Raw genomic sequence first — 17861 nt, 5'->3', positions numbered from 1 at the left:
TTATAGTTCCCCTTTCAGCTGTGCTACGAGCTCCGCTTGGCGCGAAACTTGTGGTTGGTTATGTTTGTGCTCACGAATCATTTCTATAAAATCATCGAACAAATAGCTGCTGTCATACGGCCCCGGAGCAGCCTCCGGATGGTATTGCACCGAAAACGCAGGCATGTTCGCATGCTTCAAGCCTTCGATTGTCTTGTCGTTGTTGTTGATGTGCGTCACGACCAAGTCGGTACCTTGAACCGACTCTTCTACTACCGTGTAGCCATGGTTCTGAGATGTAATATAGCAACGGTTCGTCGCCAATTCTTTAACCGGGTGGTTGCCGCCGCGATGACCGAACTTCAGCTTGCCCGTATCCGCGCCGCAAGCGAGCGCGAAGAGCTGATGGCCCAAACAGATGCCGAAAATAGGAATCTCTCCGAGCAGCTCCTGAATCATGTTCACAGCGTGAGGCACATCCTTCGGGTCCCCAGGCCCGTTCGACAATTGGATGCCGTCTGGACGGAGGCGGCGAATTTCTTCTGCCGTCGTATCGTGTGGCACGACGACGACATCGCAGCCGCGCTTCGTTAATTCGCGCAAAATACCGCTCTTCGCTCCGAAGTCAACCAGCACAATCCGTTCTTTATCGCCAGGACTGGAGAACAATTGCTTCGTCGAGGTGCGAGCCACTTGGTCACGCATTAATTCAGTGACGCCAAGCATTTCCTTCAGCTCATCTACCGGCTGGCTGCCTGTGGTCAGAATCCCCTTCATCGTTCCGAAGTGGCGCAGCTTGCGCGTCAGCATGCGTGTGTCAATACCGCTAATGCCGACGATGCCGTACTCTTTCAGCAGGCGGTCCACCGTATATTCCGCACGCCAATTGCTAGGCGTAACTTCGTGACGGCGCACGACAAAGCCATGCACGTAAGGGCGAATCGCCTCGAAGTCATCACGCGTAATGCCGTAATTCCCGATAAGCGGGTATGTCATAGTCACGATTTGTCCGCAGTAAGACGGGTCGGACAGCACCTCTTGATAACCTGTAATCCCAGTATTGAATACGACCTCTCCGGCAGATTCACCATCCGCCCCGAACGCAGCGCCTGTAAATAGGGTACCGTCTTCCAACAACAATCTTGCTTGCATGTTCGTCACTCCTCGCTCTCTCTGTCTCTTGTCCTTACAGGACGATTCTATCAGCTATCCGAAATCATCTATGTTTGTTTCCGTTCTATCGGTTATTTGCTCCAGACAACCCGTCCATCTACCAGCGTCATCACCGGCCAGCCTTTCAGCTTCCAGCCGGTAAACGGCGTGTTGCGGCCCTTCGTTAAAAAGGTGCTCGGGTCCACTTCATATTCGGTCTCCAAGTCTATGACTGTTAAGTCTGCCGGCGCGCCTTCCTCCAAGCGGCCTGTCGGTAAACCGAAGACTTTGGCTGGATCGGCCGTCATCCGCTTCACCAGCAAGTCTAGCGGCCACTTGCCCGTGGCGACGAATTTCGTGTACAGCAGCGGGAACGCCGTTTCCAATCCGACGATGCCGAATGGAGCCAAGTTCATTCCTTTTGCCTTCTCTTCTTCACTATGCGGCGCATGGTCGGTTACGAGTATATCGATAGTTCCGTCTTCGAGCGCTTCGATGCATGCTGCAACGTCTCGCGGGGTACGAAGCGGCGGATTCATCTTCCAATTTGCATCCATCCCCGGAATATCTTCATCAGACAGCAGCAGGTGATGCGGGCATACCTCGGCAGTTACCCGAATGCCGAACTGCTTCGCTTGACGGATAAGGCGAATCGACTGCTCCGTACTGACGTGACACACATGGTAGTGCACGCCTGTCGCTTCCGAGAGCAAAATATCGCGACCGACATGAATCGCTTCCGATTCGTTCGGAATTCCCTTCAGTCCGTGCTTGCGGGCGAACTCACCGTCTGTCACCGCAGCTCCTGTGACTAGCGAATCATCTTCGCAGTGTGCAATGACCGGCATATCGAGCTCTTTGGCCCATTTCATCGCGTCCTTCATCATCTGAGCGTTTTGCACGCCGACACCATCATCCGTGAACCCAATTACGCCAGCTTGCTTCAGAGCTACGAAATCCGTCAGCTCGCGTCCGAGCTCGTTCTTCGTAATGGAACCGTAAGGCAGTACCTTTACTGTGCCTTCCTGTTCCGCCTTTTCCAATATAAGCTGCACCGTTTCCGGAGTATCGATGACCGGACGCGTATTCGGCATACAGGCGATTGTGGTGAATCCACCCTTCGCTGCCGAGCGTGTTCCTGTCGCTATCGTTTCTTTATGTTCAAACCCAGGCTCACGCAGATGAACGTGCATGTCGATAAAACCAGGCGATACGAACTTTCCAGCAGCATCTTGAACTTCGGCATGTGCAGGAATTGGCTCCTCCGTATCCGTCAACCTGCGGATGACCCCGTCCTCAATCCAAATGTGTGCGGATTTCAATTTTCCTTCATTAGTAAGCACCGTTGCGTTTGTAATAACTAGCATCGATTATTGTCTCCTCTCATCATGCGTGCTGTTCCGTTCTCTATCGGATATTGACTTCCCTCTACATGAAGAAGTTTGGTTGTTCAGAACTCTCACTATAATTAAGTCATGGCCCGTTCTAGAACCGCCATTCGTATAGGCACACCATTTGCCATTTGGTCGAAAATACGCGACTGTTCACATTCGACGACACTATCGTCAATTTCGACGTTGCGGTTAACCGGGGCAGGATGCATGATAATGGCATGGGATTTCATCTGTGCAACGCGTTCAAGTGTTAGCCCGTAACCGGACCGGTATTGCTCCGCCGAGCTCAACATATTCGATTCGTGACGTTCCAATTGAACTCGCAGCATCATGACGACATCGGCTTGCAGCGCCTCATTCATGGTGACATATGGCACATCCAAATCATGTGTGCGCATATTGTCTGGAGCGCAGAAGCTGACCTGTGCCCCGAACTTGCGCAGCGCCCATAGATTGGAGCGTGCAACACGACTGTGCTCGACGTCTCCGACTATCGCTACGTTAAGGCCGCTCAACTGTCCGAAATGCTTTCTTATTGTATATATATCGAGCAGAGCCTGAGTCGGATGCTCGTTGATACCGTCCCCTGCATTAACTAGCGGCATTTTGACGCGCTCCGCAATTTGTTCCAAGAGACCTACCGGCTTTAGGCGAATCACTCCTGCATCCATCCCCATTGATTCCAACGTGCGAACCGTGTCATAGATGGATTCGCCTTTCTCTACGCTGGAAGCCGCAGCCGTGAAGTTAATCACTTCTGCACCAAGCCGCTTCTCGGCCACTTCGAACGAACAACGGGTGCGGGTGCTGTTCTCGAAGAACATGTTTGCAACAAATTTATGTCGGAGAACATCGTTCACCTTAATGGGCTGCTGCTCCCAGTAAGCGGCGCGATCCAGAATCGATTCAATCTCTTGCTTGCTAAGATCCTTGAGTCCGAGCAAGCTGCGTTCCTTCACCGTACGGTCCATTTGTACCATTGCCATTGCTGCTACCCCCTGTGGTGTACGATTTTCACTTCATCGATACCATCGATTTCTGCAAGTGCCACTTCAATTTCTTCTATTCGCGAGGTCGGTACGTTCTTGCCGACGTAGTCCGGCCGTATCGGCAGTTCACGATGTCCTCGGTCTGCCAGTACCGCCAGCTGTATCATTTGCGGCCGACCTTGGTCCATCAGGGCATCCATCGCCGCTCGAATCGTGCGGCCGGTATACAGCACGTCATCGCATAAAATCACTTTTGTATCTTGTATCGGGAAAGGTTCGCTTATGGCTGCCATTTCCCGCTCTTCTTTTTTCTTGTCATCCCGGTACTGCGTAATGTCCAGTTCGACGACCTGGATGCTCGTATTCTCGATGAGCTGTATTCGTTCCGCGATTCGCCGTGCAATGTATATGCCCCTTGTTCGAATTCCGACCAGCACACAATTCTCAATCCCTTTGTTGCGTTCCAGAATTTCGTGGGCAATTCGGGTAAGCGCTCGCCGAATCCCCGCTTCATCCATAATAATGTTGAAGTCTGCCGTACTACTCATTTGGGTGATTACTCCTTCCGTTATAAGTCCCATATTGCAAAGGCCGTTTTCTTATGTGCAACCTCAAGAATCGATGTCGAATGACTTTTTGAACAACCTCTTTAAGTGTTTGCGGTTAATCGCACAAAAAAACTCCTTGCCCGCAGGCAAGGAGTTGTATGCTTCATAAGTGAGCATGAAAGGACACGGCGTGACCAGGGCGTGAGAAGACCTTCCGCAGCTTCAATCACTTCCCACTCTCTGGTAGTTAGTGATTGCACTTGAAGACCTTCACCCTTCACGAGTCCTTTCTCGCAATGAGCGTTACCTTGCCAGCCTCTCGGGACTGATTTAAAGGTTCAATATTCATTTAACAGGATTATCCCACTTCCCCTGCATCCTGTCAAGCAGAGTGAATTAGAAAATATATTCCACATCTGTCAGCCTACGCTTCAACTCCGCAATGACACGGCATTCATCCGCTTCACCATCGGCTTGGAACGTAACCGAGAATCGAATAAAGCGGCCCGCATCATCCCAAGGAACCGTGGAAATCAACTTCTCCCGGATCAGATATTGGGAAAAATCTTCTGCCGTTGCAAACTGGGGTCCGTTCTGTATCGCTTTTGGCGCCTCCACATATAAGAAGAAAGATCCTTTCGGCTTCTCGGCACGGAATCCCGCCTCATTCAAAGCCGATACGAGCAGTTCGTGACGGCGTGAATATTTGTTCGCAATCTTTTCTGTAATTTCCGGATGCGAAAGCCCATATGCCGCTGCCTTCTGAATGGCGATAAACTGTCCCGAATCGTTGTTGTCCTTCACATCGCCAAATGCTTTGACGATAAGCGGATTACCCGCAATAAAGCCAATGCGCCAGCCCGTCATATTATAAGACTTCGACAGGGAGTGAAGCTCAACGCCCACATCTTTTGCACCAGGTACGCTCAGGAAACTGAATGGCTTGGCCCCATCGAATGTCAATGCGGCATAGGGTGCATCGTGAACGATAATGACTTCATGGTGCTTCGCCCACGCGATCGCTTTCTCGAAAAATTCGATCGTGGCCGCCGCACCTGTCGGATTGTTCGGATAGTTCAAATAAAGCAGCTTGGCTCGGCGGCAGATGTCCTGCGGAATCCGATCCAAATCGGGCAGAAATTGCTGTTCCTTCGTCAACGGAATGTTATATACTTCTCCACCCAAATACTTCGTATGCGTGCCCATCACTGGATATCCCGGAACCGTCATAATGGTTACGTCTCCCGGATTGATGAAGCAGGACGGAAGCATAGCCAGCGCTGGCTTCGTGCCGATGGAATGAAGTACTTCCGTCTCGGGATCAATGTCCTGCACCCCGAACACAGTGCGCAAATATTCAACCGCCGCCATTTTAAATTCAGGAATTCCGTTATCGGCATAGCCGCGGTTCTCCGGCTTCCCTGCTTCTTCAGCCAGCATCGCCACAATGCCAGCATCGGCCATCTCGTCCGGCTCGCCTACTCCCATATCAATCAATTCAATTTCGGGATACGCTTGTTTAGCGGCTGCTTTCGCACGTTTTATTTTTTCGAATTTGTAAATGTTCGTGTCTTTGCCGTAATTTGCTCCACCAATGCGCTCTGCAAAGGTGTGTTGAATATATGTGTTCTGATAACGCTGTATTGTCATCGTTATTGCAGCTCCTTCTCTCAATGATTCGATCATCCTTGTTGCTATAACTATGCTGGAATTCGTCATTGAAAGGAATGGAGCATTCATTTAACAATTTGCATTAATTACACGACTACTAAACACACAATTCCAATATATAACGAATGGAGATGAGGGTTATTTGCATGATTTCACCTATCTATTGCGAATCGATTGCAGCAGCATTTCCATATCCTCAGGCAGAGGAGCTGTAAATTCAAGCGTCTCACCGGAAGTCGGATGAACGAATCCGAGCGTGGCCGCATGCAATGCCTGGCCATCCATCGACAATCCCCGCGTACCGCGGCTGTACATCGGATCACCTACGAGCGGATGACCGATAAACTTCATATGGACGCGTATTTGATGCGTTCGTCCCGTCTCGAGCTGCAGCTCAACAAACGTCGCATCCCCGAATCTCTCCAGCACTTTAAAGTGCGTCACAGCATGCTTGCTGTTGCGTTCCGTGACCGTGTACATTTTGCGATCATAGGAATCACGTCCGATTGGCGCGTCGACTGTGCCTTGATCATGCGGAACGTTGCCATGCACCAATGCCATATATTTGCGCGTGACCGAATGCTCTTTCAATTGAGCAGCAAGATGAACATGCGCACGGTCATTCTTTGCCGCCATCAATAATCCTGAAGTGTCTTTATCGATCCGATGCACGATGCCCGGCCGCAGTTCTCCGTTAATGCCCGACAAGTCTTTGCAGTGGTACATGAGCGCATTGACTACCGTGCCGGAAGTATGTCCCGGCGCCGGATGCACAACCATGCTGCGCGGTTTGTTAATGACGATGACATCGGCATCCTCATAATAAATATCAAGCGGAATCGCTTCCGAGATAATATCGACGGGAGCCGGGTCCGGCATCTTCAGCTCGATCGTATCGCCTTCAACTACTTTATAATTTGGCTTTACCGCCTGTCCATTCACTTGAATCGCATGATCACGAATCCACAACTGCACTTGGGAACGCGATACTTCTTCCTCTATAGAGTCGGTAATATATTTATCGATCCGTTCTTTAGCATGCTCAGCTTCCACTGTCCATATGAAGACCTCCCGATCCTCATTGTCGGCGTGACCAGCATCATGTTGTATATTACTCATTGCATTTATCCTTCCATATGTTGTTGCTGAAAAGGGCATTTCGAACACGCATCTTATGTGTCTGCTCTATCGATTGTTGGCCGTAGGATCATCTTGTCCATGTGCCTTTTCAAGCTCCTTCTCATGCTTTACCGTTAGTAAAGCATCAAGCAGAACGAAGCCAACTCCGACACAAATCCCCGTATCCGCAATATTAAAGATGGGGAAGGTGTAGGAACCGAAGTTGAACTGCAGAAAATCGACAACCTCTCCCGACAGAAGGCGGTCAAGGAAATTTCCAACGGCTCCCCCTAAGATGAGACTTAGTCCCAGCGGTAAAATGACGCCCTTTTGATGTTTAATCTTCTGCATGTACCAAATAATCCCTGCCACAACGATTATCGTCACGATAACAAAAAACCAGCGCTTATTTTCCAGAATGCTGAACGCGGCGCCTGTGTTGCGATGCGACGTAATGAGAAAGAAATTTCCGATAACCGAAATTTGTTCATATAATTCTAGCTTTGTAGCAATTATCCACTTTGTGCCCTGATCAATCAAAAAAACGATTAGAGCAATGATATAGTACCACACGGCCCTACTGTCACCTCATTTTCGTATGTATTTCTTTCCTAAGACCAGCCTCGCTCATTGTATCATAGGTTGAAAAATGCCGTCCAATCCAACCCAACCTCTGTGTCATTTACCATGAAGTTTTTTGCCTAAAACGCACATTCTATACGTAAGCGTTACGTCAACCCGAAAGGAGTCTTGCGAACGATGACTCAACTGACCGCAGACCAATTAGCAAGCTTACGGCAAAGCTTAATCGATACGAAGGCCAACCTTGAGCAGCGCTTGAAGCAGGGAGAGCATTATGGCTTGTCCCATTCATTGCGTGAAAATACAGGCGAGTTGTCGACCATCGACAACCATCCCGCCGATGTGGCGACGGAAATGTATGAACGCGGCAAAGATATCGCGCTGAATGAACATCATGAAATATTGCTTGAACGGATTGAGACCGCATTGGGTATGATGACAAAAGGCACGTACGGCATTTGCGTCGTATGCGACGAACATATTCCTTACGAGCGACTTGAAGCAGTACCTTCGACAATGTATTGCGTAGAACATTGCCCAGAGACATTCGTATCGGATCGGCGTCCAGTGGAAGAGCAATTTTTGACTCCTCCCTTTGGCCGTACCAGCCTTGATGAGCTTGATACACAGAACGGCTTCGACGGTGAAGATGCTTGGCAAATCGTTGAAGCATGGGGCACTTCGGATTCACCAGCGATGCATGAAGAACGCAATGCAGACGACTATGACCACCTGATGATCGAAGCATCCGAAGAATTGGACGGCAGCGTCGAAGCGTTCGAAAGCTTCGTTGCCACTGATATTACTGGTCGTCATGTGTCAATCGTCCGCAATCGCCAGTACCGTCAGTATATGGAAAGTGGTGAAGGCATCCCTTTACTTGAAGAGGATGAGCACATCGATTTATCCGACCATGCGGAACCGGATTTGCACTAATAGAACTTCGTGTCTAGCTGTCGTTGAACGATACGTACAATATCTGCAATGAAGTCGCCGATAATTGGCAGGTTAAGCGCCCCGAGATATTGCAATATATATACAATGATTGCGGTAAATATCGTGAAGCCGATAGCGATCCCGACACCCCGTGCAGCGCCTCCCATAAGATTGACCCATATTAAGCGGCGAGGATTCAACTGAAGTTCCGTATATTCATAAATACGGGACTTCTCCATTTGCTGCGCCATAAGAACGGTATAGTCGTGTATCGTCTTCATCATCTTGCGCTCTTCTTCATCATTGTCCGGAATTGAAGCTGGGAACTCGGTCGTGATGGTCTCTCGTTTTTCTTGCTCCTGTTCCTTCTTATCTTTATTTTTTCTTTGTCTTTGCCTTGACATTGACATGCCTCCTCACTAAGGCCAAACGGTGAGAAAAGAAAACCCTCTATCGAGGCCATTCCAAGATAAGCGACCACATATAGGTTTTATCACCATAAGGGATGTTTGATTTTGTTTCATAGAACTTAAACTTTCCTTAATGGTAAAAAGAGCGCGACCTGATGCTGGATAAATTCCCTGCAAGGTCAACGCTCTCCTCTCATATTTCTACGCTACAAGCGGTATCCATCTTAGTGTTCCCTTGGAAGTGATGCTCATTCCCGTGCCCGCCAATCGATTTAAGAGATTGTTTAAAAAGTCCCCTTTTTAAACGTGTTCTTTAAGCAATATGCACGCGGATTGTCTTCTGTCCCAAATCGATCGTCTCCATCATATCGTCCGTACCAAAAGATAAGGAAGCAACAAGAACATTGTCACGCAGCGTCGATTCGAACGCTTGAATGGCCGCTTTCAATTCGTCATCCACATCCAATACGATGTCAACGCGTTTCTCAATTGGCAAATCAAGCTTTTTACGCGTATCTTGAATACCGCGGACGACTTCACGCACCCAGCCTTCTTGTTCGAGCTCTGGCGTGATGTCTGTGTTGAGCGCGACCGTCATTTGATAGCCAGATGCGGATGCGAAGCCCGACTTCGCCTGCTTCTCAATGAGCAGCTCATCACGAGTAATGATTAATGTCTCGCCATCGGCACTAGTGAAGCTCCATTCACCTTGTTCGACGATTTGACGCGTGTCTTCCGCTGTCATTGCTTTCAAGCTGGCTTGCAGCGGCCCGACGTTCTTCCCGTACTTTTTCCCCGCTACTTTCAAGTTCAGCTTCAAGGCGAAATCAACAAAGCCATTGTCGCTTGTCTCAACGCGAATATCTTTCACATTGATTTCGTCCTTAATAACCTCATCATAGCCAGCCAGATCGAACTGTCGATCCATGGAAATAATGAGCTCAGACAGCGGTTGGCGTGTCTTAATGCTCGTTTCGTTACGGACGTTGCGGGCAAGCTCAACGATTTGACGCGCTGTCTCCATGTCACGCTCAAGCTCCGCATCTACCATAGCTTCATTTGCTTGCGGATATTCGGCTAAATGAACGCTTTGGCATTCGCCGCCCAGATTCGTGTACATATCTTCAGCCACCATCGGAGCGTATGGCGCAATCAGCTTCGCAAGAGTTACCAGCACCGTGCGAAGCGTCTGGTATGCCGACAGTTTGTCTTCCGTCATCTCGCTGCCCCAGAAGCGGTCGCGGGAGCGACGGATGTACCAGTTGCTCAGCTCATCTACGTATCCTTCGATCGCCTTCGCCGGATTTAAGAAATCGTTCGCTTGCAGCCCCTTGATTACCGTTGCCATTAACGTGTGCAAGCGGGACAGAATCCACCGATCCAGCTTGTTAGCGGACGGACGATCCTCATACGCCTTCGGATCATACTGATCGATGGTCGCATACAACGCATAAAAAGCATGTGTATTTACGAGCGTATCGATTACTTTAGACTTCGCCTCGGCTACAATCTGCTTGGAGAATCGCTTCGAGTTCCATGGCGCGCTATCAGATAACAACGCCCAGCGGAAGGCATCGGTGCCATATTCGTTGATGATTTCCCAAGGATCAATAACGTTGCCTTTGGATTTAGACATTTTTTGCCCGTTCTCATCCAAAATATGCCCGGTTGCAATGACCGCTTTATACGGCGCTTTGCCATTGTACAATGTCGAGACAGCCAGCAAGCTGAAGAACCAGCCGCGAGTTTGGTCGATTCCTTCACAAATCATATCTGCTGGATATAGCTCATTGAAGCTCTTCTCGTCGCCGAATGGATAATGATGCTGCGCAAACGGCATCGAGCCGCTGTCGAACCAGACATCAATGACTTCCGAAGTGCGTTCCATCTCGCCGTGATCGCAATGCGGACAGTTGAGCTTCACTTCGTCTACATAAGGCTTATGGAGCTCCAAGTCTGGCGCAATCGGCACAGTCGCACGTTCACGCAAATCTTGGTGGCTGTGCGGCGCATACTCGCCTTTGCAGGAGTTGCACACCCACACGTTAAGCGGCGTTCCCCAATAGCGATTGCGGCTGATGTTCCAATCGACGAGGTCTTCCAAGAAGTTGCCGAAGCGTCCTTCGCGAATATGGGACGGATACCAGTCCACTTTATTGTTATTTTCGATTAATTGATCTTTAACCGCTGTCGTCTTGATGAACCATGATTCGGTCGCATAATAGAGAAGCGGTGTCTTGCAGCGCCAGCAGAATGGATAGCTGTGCTCGTATTTTTCTTTGCTGTACAACGTTCCTCGCTCGGACAACGTCTTCACGATGTCGATATCGCAATCTTTCACGAACCGGCCCGCGAAGTCGCTCACTTCGTCCGTGTAGCGGCCTTGCGTGTCGACAACACTAACGAAGCTAATCCCGTTCTCGCGGCAGCTCTTATAGTCATCTTCCCCGTGAGCAGGAGCCATATGAACGATCCCCGTACCGCTTGAATCTGTTACGAAGCCTGCGGATACGATGAGATGGCCTTTTTCCGGTTTGATGAACGTAAACGGCGCGTCATATGTTTTGCCGATGAATTCGGAACCTTTATGCTCCGACAGAACGGTGTATGATCCATTCATCACGTCCTCGGCCAAGTTCTTCGCAACAATATAGACAGCATCGTCTTGTTGAACGCGCACATAGTCCATATCCGAGTTCATCGCCAGCGCTGCGTGCGCAGGCAGTGTCCAAGGCGTAGTCGTCCATGCCAACACATATTCACCGGTATCATGCAATTTGAACTTTACGGTCGCGGACAGATCCTTGACCGTTTCATACCCTTGCGCCACTTCGTGCGAGCTCAGAGTCGTCTGGCAGCATGGGCAGTACGGGCTGACACGATGGCCGCGGTACAAAAGCCCTTTGTTATGAATCGTGGACAAAATGTGCCATACGCTCTCAATGTACTTGTTATCAAGTGTAATATATGGATCGTCAAGATTCGTCCAGTAGCCGATCGCTTCAGTCAGCTCGCGCCACTGCTTCTCATATTCGAAGACGCTGTTCTTACATTTCTTGACGAACGCTTCCACGCCATAGTTCTCGATTTCCTGCTTTCCAGAGATACCCAATTGCTTCTCCACGCCAAGCTCGACAGGCAGACCGTGCGTATCCCAGCCAGCCTTGCGCACGACGCGGTAGCCCGCCATCGTCTTATAGCGGCAAATGAAGTCTTTCATTACGCGTCCAAGCACATGACCGATATGAGGTGCACCATTCGCCGTTGGCGGTCCTTCATAGAATACGAAGTTCGGTTTACCTTCCCGCTGTTCAATTGATTTTTCAAACGTATGCTCTTGGTTCCATTTTGCTAATACGCGAAGTTCCCGCTCCCGGGCGCGTTCTTTGACATCTACTTTTCTCATGATATCTCTTCCTTTCTCCATACCGTAATCAGTTTGCAATAAAAAAAACCCCATCCCAATAAAGGGACGAGGTTATCTCGCGTTACCACCCTTGTTCCGCCCATCGAAGTGAGTTGTCCCTCACTCATTGCACGGCACTCTGATCGTGTATTGTATATATACACGCCCTCGATAACGGTAGGGTTCCGGTTAAGCTTCAGGTTAGAACGTGTGCATACGCAACGGCTTCTAAGGTTCAGCCTAACTTCTCCGGGATGATGTCCACTCACGGCTTGTTCATCGGTTCACAGCATCTCCGACTCTCTGGAGAACAAGGTGCGTGACGGCGCGTTCCCGTCATTGAATTGCTGTTATGTTGCGGTCAGACTGAATCATCGACATCGTGGCGCTGATTCAGAACTTGCCCGAAAGGTTACTTATCGAATAATACATAGTTATAGCGCGTTTTGGCACAAATGTCAAACACGACTTGAGGAGGATTAATACAATTCTTTTACTTCGGCACGTTCAAGCGCTTCCCAACCATCTTGACTGAGAAGCTCCAGCTGCGCCTCCACCAGCGTACGGAAGCGGGCGCGGTAAATGGAAGCTTGCTTCTTCAGCTCTTCCACTTCCATTGCAATTTTACGGGATCTCGTCAGCGCATCGTTAACGATGCGGTCGGCATTTTTCTCCGCTTCTTTAATGATGAGCTGCGCTTCTTTTTTTGCATTGCTCTTCACTTCGTCAGCTGCTTCTTGGGCCACAATGATCGTCTTGCTTAACGTTTCTTCCAAGTTCGCAAAGTGATTGAGCTTATCCTGCAAGCCTGCGGCATGGCTCTGCATTTCCTTGTTCTCGCGGATAGCCGCCTCATAATCTTTAATGATTTGGTCTAGAAATTCGTTAACCTCGTCCTCATCGTAACCGCGCAGCTTGCGGCCAAATTCTTTGTTATGTATGTCCAATGGTGTCAATGGCATGATGTGCACCTCCTCAAAATTACGAACCCTAGAGCGTATCCTTTTTTTCGACAAATTCATGCAGAAATCCTGCATACTCCCGTTCCCAAATGTTCCTAACGGGCATACGTCCCCACCGTAATCCGCATGCGGCCTTTCTTCGTCATCCCTTCCATGTCGATGACCTTGAAGCGTCCAAAGCCCTGCAGCGACACAACATCGCCTACTCCAAGTTGAGCGGACGGATTCTCTTCTACTTTCCAATTAACCTTGCAGCGCCCCGCTTTAATGGGGGCAACAATCTTCGTGCGGCTCAGTCTGAATACATCGCTTGCGATGCCATCCAGACGAAGCGACGCGACACTGAGCTGCATCACATTCAGTTCCACATTAATGGTGCGCAAGTCGGAAAGCGGCAGCACTTCCGTAAACACATTGACCCGATGCACTTGACGAAGGTGCGTATCGAGAAAAGACGCTATCTCCTCGGTTATTAGCACATGGCAACGGTCCTCACTGATGTGAATGTCACCTATTTTGTCCCGCTTTATTCCTAAACCAAGCACTGCACCCAAAAAATCGCCATGTTCGAGCTCGTCCCATTTCCGATCAGAGGATGTGATCTCCATGACGGATATCCCCATCTCTTCTCCTTCGACATAGACATAATCGGGGGCGATTAGCGCCCGCTTGCGCTCGGCCTGTTCATACCCGCCGTCAAGCCGAAGCTGTACGTCTGGTTGACGATTGACAAGCGTAGCTACGATGAAGGCTTGCCGCGGATCCATAAAATCAGTGCGCCGTACTTCATGTTCTTGCGCAGCACGCGTCACCCACTCCCATGCACGATCGACAAACGCGCGTTCATCGGGATGGAAGTGAGCGTATACACTTTCGTTGCCTGTCATTGCTATTCGCCGCCCTTTACAAGCTCTGCTCCAGCTTAGCTGACATGTCCTCCCTGTCCAAGGACAGGCCGTAGCTGTGAGAGAAATAAGGCAAGAATACATCTGCAATATATTCTTCCTTATTCATTAGAAAATATATTGAACGACCGCAAATAAGCCCATGTAAACGAAGTGGAGCGTAAACAAAGCTACGATCGGGGAGATGTCAAGCATACCGCCAATCGGCGGAATAATGCGCCGGAACGGGGCTAAATAAGGTTCGACGATCTTACCTATTATTTCACCCACGAAGCTTTCGCGTACGTTAGGCACCCAAGACATCAAAATATAAATAATAATGAGCCATCTGTATATCTGATATAAATAGCCCAAGTACGTTAACACCTGGATTTCCAAATTCAGGTCACCTCATTTGATTGTAGTCAAACTCTTCTGCGAACATCTCAGTGATCGAACCTTGAATTTCAATATGCTCCGGCGTACAAATAAATATATTTCCGCCAATCTTCGATATATTTCCGCTCAAGGCGTATACGGTTCCGCTTAAGAAGTCGATAATGCGCAAGGCTTGGTCGTTGCGCACACGCTGCAAATTAACAACGACCGAGCGCCGTGAACGCAGATGATCAGCGATCTCTTGCGCTTCATCGTAAGACCGGGGTTCATAGAGCACCACTTTAGCCGCTTTTTGTGAATGGATGCTCACAATGTTGGCTCCCTTCGATGAAGACTTGCGTTGGTCGAATACCGGTGCTTCCAGCTCGTGCTCTTCGGCGTCCGCCACCTTTTCACGTTCGATGATCTCTTCTTCTTCTTGCAGTCCGAGAAAATTCATAAAACGGTTCATTACACCCATTATGCTTCCCCTTCCTTCCCTACCAGGATGGAACCAAGCCGAACCCATGTTGCTCCTTCTTCGATGGCAATCTCGAAATCATTGGACATTCCCATAGATAAATGCGGTAACGATTCGGGCATTGTCGCCTCCAGTTCATCACGCAGCAGCCTTAAGCCACGAAAGACGGGTCTCGTCTCTTCCGGTTGCAGTTCGTAAGGGGCCATTGTCATTAATCCGACCGGCTCGAGATGAGGAAACGCACGCAATTGTTCCAAGAACGATGACACCTGCTCTGGAGGCAATCCTTGCTTCGTATCTTCACCAGAGATATTTACCTGTATTAAGCAGCGCACGCGTTCTTCCAGTGAAGCAGCGCGCTTCTCGATGGCCTGTGCCAGAGAAAAGCGGTCCAAGGAATGGACGTAGGTGAACTTTCCCACAACGTCCTTCGCTTTGTTGCTTTGCAATGATCCGATAAAATGCCACGTTGCTTCCGCGCCGAAAGCTTTCCATTTCGCTTCCGCATCCTGCCAACGATTCTCGCCGATATGTGGCAAGCCAGCGTGAATCGCCTCTCCTGTAGCTTCAAGTGAGACATACTTCGTTACAGCTATCACTTGAACTTCGTCTCGCTCGCGGCCACTGCGATCGCATGCGGCTTGTATGCGTTGTTCTACAGCTTGTATTCGCTGCTGCAGCGTCATCATGTCATCCTCCAACCAATCCAACTCATCATACGTCCGGTTGCTCCCCCTTCCATGCGATGGGAGAAGAACATATCAGTATGGCAACCGGTACACAAACTAGTACATTCGATATTTGTTGTCAAAATTCCTGCTTGGTTCAACAATTGTCGATTCAGTTCTCGCAAATCCAGCATGGCATGTCCCGGCGTCGTGGGACGAATGATCGTGTCCGCATGCGCCATCGCCTCCGGACAAGCCGTTAACACGCTATTTACCTCTGACAGCACGCGCTCGTCCACCTCATAACAGCAAGGTCCGATGGATGGACCTATCGCTACACGAATGTGTTCAAGTTGACATTGGTAATTCGTCATCATCGTATGTATCGTCGCCGGTCCGATTTTGCTTACCGTCCCTTTCCACCCTGCGTGAGCAAGTCCGATAACATGCTGCACTGGATCAAGGAACAAGAGCGGGACACAATCGGCATAGAACGATGTCAGCATAACCCCTGTTACATCAGTAACCAGGGCATCCGCATTTTGAATCGCATCATCCCGATTCAATCTCCCTCTGCCGCGTTCGTCCGACGTTACGATATGCACGCGGTTGCCATGCACCTGTTCCGCGCATGTCCACGCATCGAACGGCATACCGCTGGCCTCAGCGACACGCAGACGATTCATTATTACATGCTTTTCATCGTCTTGAACATGGAGCGCGCAGTTTAATGTACCGCAGTCACCTTCGCTGACCCCTCCACTTCGTGTCGTGAAGCCGGCAGTCAATGCCGGATATGCATCCGTCCAGCCTTTTAGTTCAAGCAGCTCAGGCCCGTCATCATGTTTCTTTCGCTGAAGCACAAAAGGTTCCATCAATGTTCACCTCAACGTACAGTGTACCATAAACAGCCCTTGTAAGCCTATGCTTTGTGCTGAAACGACGTGTCCTCATACTCCTCGGTTCGTATCGTCTTTGTCTCTTCCATTTTGACAAGCACAACGTCGGCCCCAATTTTGACGATATTGCGCCATGGGATAACCAACTCCGTGCCTCCACCGAACATGCCAAGGAACTTGCTGTAATTGGGCACGACAATGGAATCGATGCGGCCCTGCTTCAAATCGAGTTCTACATCGCTAACTTGCCCTAGCTTTTTCCCGTCTACAATATTAATGACATCCTTCGTTTGGAAATCGGATATTTTCATAAGTATTCACCACGACACATTGGATTTGACCTTACTTTACAGAGGGTGTTCATAAAGTCCTCTTTTGAATGCGCACTTATATACCTTAAGTATATGTATCCTTCGGGCAAAATGTCCTTTTCCCGCGATTAACATTTCCGAGGAGTGAAATTGGATGCGACACATTTTTCTCGCTCCCCCTACGCCCAAGGATGTCCTTAAACGTTAAAAAAGCCGACGCTTCTAAGCGGTCGGCTGTAAGCATAACTTAACATGAAGGGTTAAGTTCGAACATGCTTCTGCATTTGATTAATAGCGGATTTCTCAAGTCGTGATACTTGAGCTTGCGATATTCCAATCTCATCCGCAACCTCCATCTGAGTCTTTCCTTCAAAAAAACGCATTGATAAAATCATCTTCTCGCGCTCATTTAATTTACGCATCGCCTCTCGAAGCACAATCTCTTCGATCCAAGACACGTCTTTGTTCTTATCGTCGCTTATTTGATCCATCACATAGATTGGATCGCCGCCATCGTGATAAATCGGTTCAAACAGCGAGACGGGGTCTTGAATGGCGTCAAGCGCAAATACGACGTCTTCCTTGGGAACGTTTAAAGCCTCTGAGATTTCATTGATCGTCGGCTCCCGAGAATTCTGATTCGTCAAGGAATCACGAACTTGCAATGCCTTGTACGCGATATCCCGTAAGCTGCGAGACACCCGGATCGGGTTGTTGTCCCGCAAATACCGGCGAATTTCACCTATAATCATCGGGACCGCGTAGGTTGAGAATTTGACGTTCTGCCCTAGGTCAAAGTTGTCGATGGCTTTCATCAATCCGATGCAGCCGACTTGAAATAAATCATCAACAAACTCTCCGCGATTATTAAAGCGTTGGATGACGCTAAGGACAAGGCGCAAGTTACCGTTGACTAACTTTTCTCGAGCCGAACGGTCGTTTCGTTCCTGCAGAGACACGAACAATTCTCTCATTTCGGCGTTAGTGAGCACGGGTAACTTCGATGTATCGACACCGCAAATTTCGACTTTGTTTCGGGTCATTCGTGACTACCTCCCAGGGAGAAACATTAATGTACATTATCTCCCCGGG

The 17861-nt window shown here is 49.3% G+C and carries 18 protein-coding genes and 1 other annotated feature; of the genes, 1 reads left to right on the top strand and 17 read right to left on the bottom strand.

Going from position 1 to position 17861, the window contains the following annotated elements:
- From carA to lspA, 7 genes are all read right to left on the bottom strand, one after another.
- Positions 1 to 1131 (bottom strand): glutamine-hydrolyzing carbamoyl-phosphate synthase small subunit, encoded by a 1131-nt coding sequence (carA, locus tag LQV63_RS00815; protein WP_233695350.1) that lies wholly within the window; start codon positions 1129 to 1131, stop codon positions 1 to 3.
- A 92-nt stretch (positions 1132 to 1223) separates the two neighbouring features.
- Positions 1224 to 2498, bottom strand: coding sequence for a dihydroorotase (locus tag LQV63_RS00810; RefSeq protein WP_233695349.1), 1275 nt, complete (start codon positions 2496 to 2498; stop codon positions 1224 to 1226).
- 101 nt (positions 2499 to 2599) lie between these two features.
- A complete protein-coding gene (locus LQV63_RS00805) occupies positions 2600 to 3511 on the bottom strand; it encodes an aspartate carbamoyltransferase catalytic subunit (RefSeq protein WP_233695348.1) in 912 nt (303 codons plus the stop codon).
- Positions 3512 to 3516: 5 nt separating this feature from the next.
- Positions 3517 to 4062, bottom strand: a complete 546-nt coding sequence (gene pyrR, locus LQV63_RS00800) for a bifunctional pyr operon transcriptional regulator/uracil phosphoribosyltransferase PyrR (RefSeq protein WP_019420619.1) — start codon at positions 4060 to 4062, stop codon at positions 3517 to 3519.
- A 396-nt stretch (positions 4063 to 4458) separates the two neighbouring features.
- Positions 4459 to 5712, bottom strand: coding sequence for an LL-diaminopimelate aminotransferase (locus tag LQV63_RS00795; protein WP_233695347.1), 1254 nt, complete (start codon positions 5710 to 5712; stop codon positions 4459 to 4461).
- A 177-nt stretch (positions 5713 to 5889) separates the two neighbouring features.
- Positions 5890 to 6852: an RluA family pseudouridine synthase gene (locus LQV63_RS00790; protein WP_233695346.1), complete on the bottom strand. Its 963-nt coding sequence runs from the start codon at positions 6850 to 6852 to the stop codon at positions 5890 to 5892.
- 66 nt (positions 6853 to 6918) lie between these two features.
- Positions 6919 to 7425, bottom strand: a complete 507-nt coding sequence (gene lspA / locus LQV63_RS00785; protein ID WP_233695345.1) for a signal peptidase II — start codon at positions 7423 to 7425, stop codon at positions 6919 to 6921.
- Positions 7426 to 7611: 186 nt separating this feature from the next.
- Here lspA and LQV63_RS00780 point away from each other — a divergent pair, with 186 nt between their 5' ends.
- Positions 7612 to 8370: a TraR/DksA C4-type zinc finger protein gene (locus LQV63_RS00780; protein ID WP_233695344.1), complete on the top strand. Its 759-nt coding sequence runs from the start codon at positions 7612 to 7614 to the stop codon at positions 8368 to 8370.
- Here the strand turns inward: LQV63_RS00780 and LQV63_RS00775 are convergent.
- The 10 genes from LQV63_RS00775 to sigG form a co-directional block, all read right to left on the bottom strand.
- On the bottom strand, positions 8367 to 8774 hold the full coding sequence (locus LQV63_RS00775; RefSeq protein ID WP_019420624.1) for a DUF5665 domain-containing protein: 408 nt from the start codon (positions 8772 to 8774) through the stop codon (positions 8367 to 8369). The genes LQV63_RS00780 and LQV63_RS00775 overlap by 4 nt on opposite strands.
- A 319-nt stretch (positions 8775 to 9093) precedes the next feature.
- Positions 9094 to 12186 carry an isoleucine--tRNA ligase gene (gene ileS / locus LQV63_RS00770; RefSeq protein WP_019420625.1) on the bottom strand — a complete coding sequence of 1031 codons (3093 nt, stop codon included), beginning with the start codon at positions 12184 to 12186 and terminating at the stop codon, positions 9094 to 9096.
- A gap of 59 nt (positions 12187 to 12245) precedes the next feature.
- Positions 12246 to 12535, bottom strand: a binding site (T-box leader).
- Positions 12536 to 12665: 130 nt separating this feature from the next.
- Positions 12666 to 13148, bottom strand: a complete 483-nt coding sequence (locus LQV63_RS00765; protein ID WP_019420626.1) for a DivIVA domain-containing protein — start codon at positions 13146 to 13148, stop codon at positions 12666 to 12668.
- A 95-nt stretch (positions 13149 to 13243) separates the two neighbouring features.
- Positions 13244 to 14035, bottom strand: coding sequence for a YlmH family RNA-binding protein (locus LQV63_RS00760; protein ID WP_233695343.1), 792 nt, complete (start codon positions 14033 to 14035; stop codon positions 13244 to 13246).
- Positions 14036 to 14161: 126 nt separating this feature from the next.
- Positions 14162 to 14431 carry a YggT family protein gene (locus LQV63_RS00755; RefSeq protein ID WP_019420628.1) on the bottom strand — a complete coding sequence of 90 codons (270 nt, stop codon included), beginning with the start codon at positions 14429 to 14431 and terminating at the stop codon, positions 14162 to 14164.
- 7 nt (positions 14432 to 14438) lie between these two features.
- Positions 14439 to 14891, bottom strand: a complete 453-nt coding sequence (locus LQV63_RS00750; protein WP_019420629.1) for a cell division protein SepF — start codon at positions 14889 to 14891, stop codon at positions 14439 to 14441.
- Positions 14891 to 15577, bottom strand: a complete 687-nt coding sequence (locus LQV63_RS00745) for a YggS family pyridoxal phosphate-dependent enzyme (protein WP_019420630.1) — start codon at positions 15575 to 15577, stop codon at positions 14891 to 14893. The genes LQV63_RS00750 and LQV63_RS00745 overlap by 1 nt, the downstream gene beginning before the upstream one ends.
- Positions 15577 to 16434: a peptidoglycan editing factor PgeF gene (gene pgeF / locus LQV63_RS00740; RefSeq protein WP_233695342.1), complete on the bottom strand. Its 858-nt coding sequence runs from the start codon at positions 16432 to 16434 to the stop codon at positions 15577 to 15579. Before pgeF ends, LQV63_RS00745 begins: the two co-directional genes overlap by 1 nt.
- A gap of 47 nt (positions 16435 to 16481) precedes the next feature.
- Positions 16482 to 16769 (bottom strand): YlmC/YmxH family sporulation protein, encoded by a 288-nt coding sequence (locus tag LQV63_RS00735; RefSeq protein WP_019420632.1) that lies wholly within the window; start codon positions 16767 to 16769, stop codon positions 16482 to 16484.
- 260 nt (positions 16770 to 17029) lie between these two features.
- Positions 17030 to 17812 (bottom strand): RNA polymerase sporulation sigma factor SigG, encoded by a 783-nt coding sequence (gene sigG, locus LQV63_RS00730; RefSeq protein ID WP_019420633.1) that lies wholly within the window; start codon positions 17810 to 17812, stop codon positions 17030 to 17032.
- Positions 17813 to 17861 lie beyond the last annotated feature (49 nt).

This window comes from Paenibacillus profundus (assembly GCF_021369635.1).
In the GTDB taxonomy this organism is placed as follows: domain Bacteria; phylum Bacillota; class Bacilli; order Paenibacillales; family Paenibacillaceae; genus Paenibacillus_B; species Paenibacillus_B profundus.
This window is presented reverse-complemented; position numbering and strand designations above follow the sequence as displayed.

What these genes read in the sequence shown, in the direction of transcription:
- LQV63_RS00795 (WP_233695347.1), bottom strand. Translation starts at nt 5,712, where the DNA reads ATGACAATACAGCGTTATCAGAACACATATATTCAACACACCTTTGCA.
- LQV63_RS00780 (WP_233695344.1), top strand. Translation starts at nt 7,612, where the DNA reads ATGACTCAACTGACCGCAGACCAATTAGCAAGCTTACGGCAAAGCTTA.
- LQV63_RS00765 (WP_019420626.1), bottom strand. Translation starts at nt 13,148, where the DNA reads ATGCCATTGACACCATTGGACATACATAACAAAGAATTTGGCCGCAAG.
- sigG (WP_019420633.1), bottom strand. Translation starts at nt 17,812, where the DNA reads ATGACCCGAAACAAAGTCGAAATTTGCGGTGTCGATACATCGAAGTTA.
- pgeF (WP_233695342.1), bottom strand. Translation starts at nt 16,434, where the DNA reads ATGGAACCTTTTGTGCTTCAGCGAAAGAAACATGATGACGGGCCTGAG.
- LQV63_RS00790 (WP_233695346.1), bottom strand. Translation starts at nt 6,852, where the DNA reads ATGAGTAATATACAACATGATGCTGGTCACGCCGACAATGAGGATCGG.
- LQV63_RS00760 (WP_233695343.1), bottom strand. Translation starts at nt 14,035, where the DNA reads ATGACAGGCAACGAAAGTGTATACGCTCACTTCCATCCCGATGAACGC.
- pyrR (WP_019420619.1), bottom strand. Translation starts at nt 4,062, where the DNA reads ATGAGTAGTACGGCAGACTTCAACATTATTATGGATGAAGCGGGGATT.
- LQV63_RS00735 (WP_019420632.1), bottom strand. Translation starts at nt 16,769, where the DNA reads ATGAAAATATCCGATTTCCAAACGAAGGATGTCATTAATATTGTAGAC.
- LQV63_RS00805 (WP_233695348.1), bottom strand. Translation starts at nt 3,511, where the DNA reads ATGGCAATGGTACAAATGGACCGTACGGTGAAGGAACGCAGCTTGCTC.
- LQV63_RS00750 (WP_019420629.1), bottom strand. Translation starts at nt 14,891, where the DNA reads ATGGGTGTAATGAACCGTTTTATGAATTTTCTCGGACTGCAAGAAGAA.
- ileS (WP_019420625.1), bottom strand. Translation starts at nt 12,186, where the DNA reads ATGAGAAAAGTAGATGTCAAAGAACGCGCCCGGGAGCGGGAACTTCGC.
- LQV63_RS00810 (WP_233695349.1), bottom strand. Translation starts at nt 2,498, where the DNA reads ATGCTAGTTATTACAAACGCAACGGTGCTTACTAATGAAGGAAAATTG.
- LQV63_RS00745 (WP_019420630.1), bottom strand. Translation starts at nt 15,577, where the DNA reads ATGACGCTGCAGCAGCGAATACAAGCTGTAGAACAACGCATACAAGCC.
- carA (WP_233695350.1), bottom strand. Translation starts at nt 1,131, where the DNA reads ATGCAAGCAAGATTGTTGTTGGAAGACGGTACCCTATTTACAGGCGCT.
- LQV63_RS00775 (WP_019420624.1), bottom strand. Translation starts at nt 8,774, where the DNA reads ATGTCAAGGCAAAGACAAAGAAAAAATAAAGATAAGAAGGAACAGGAG.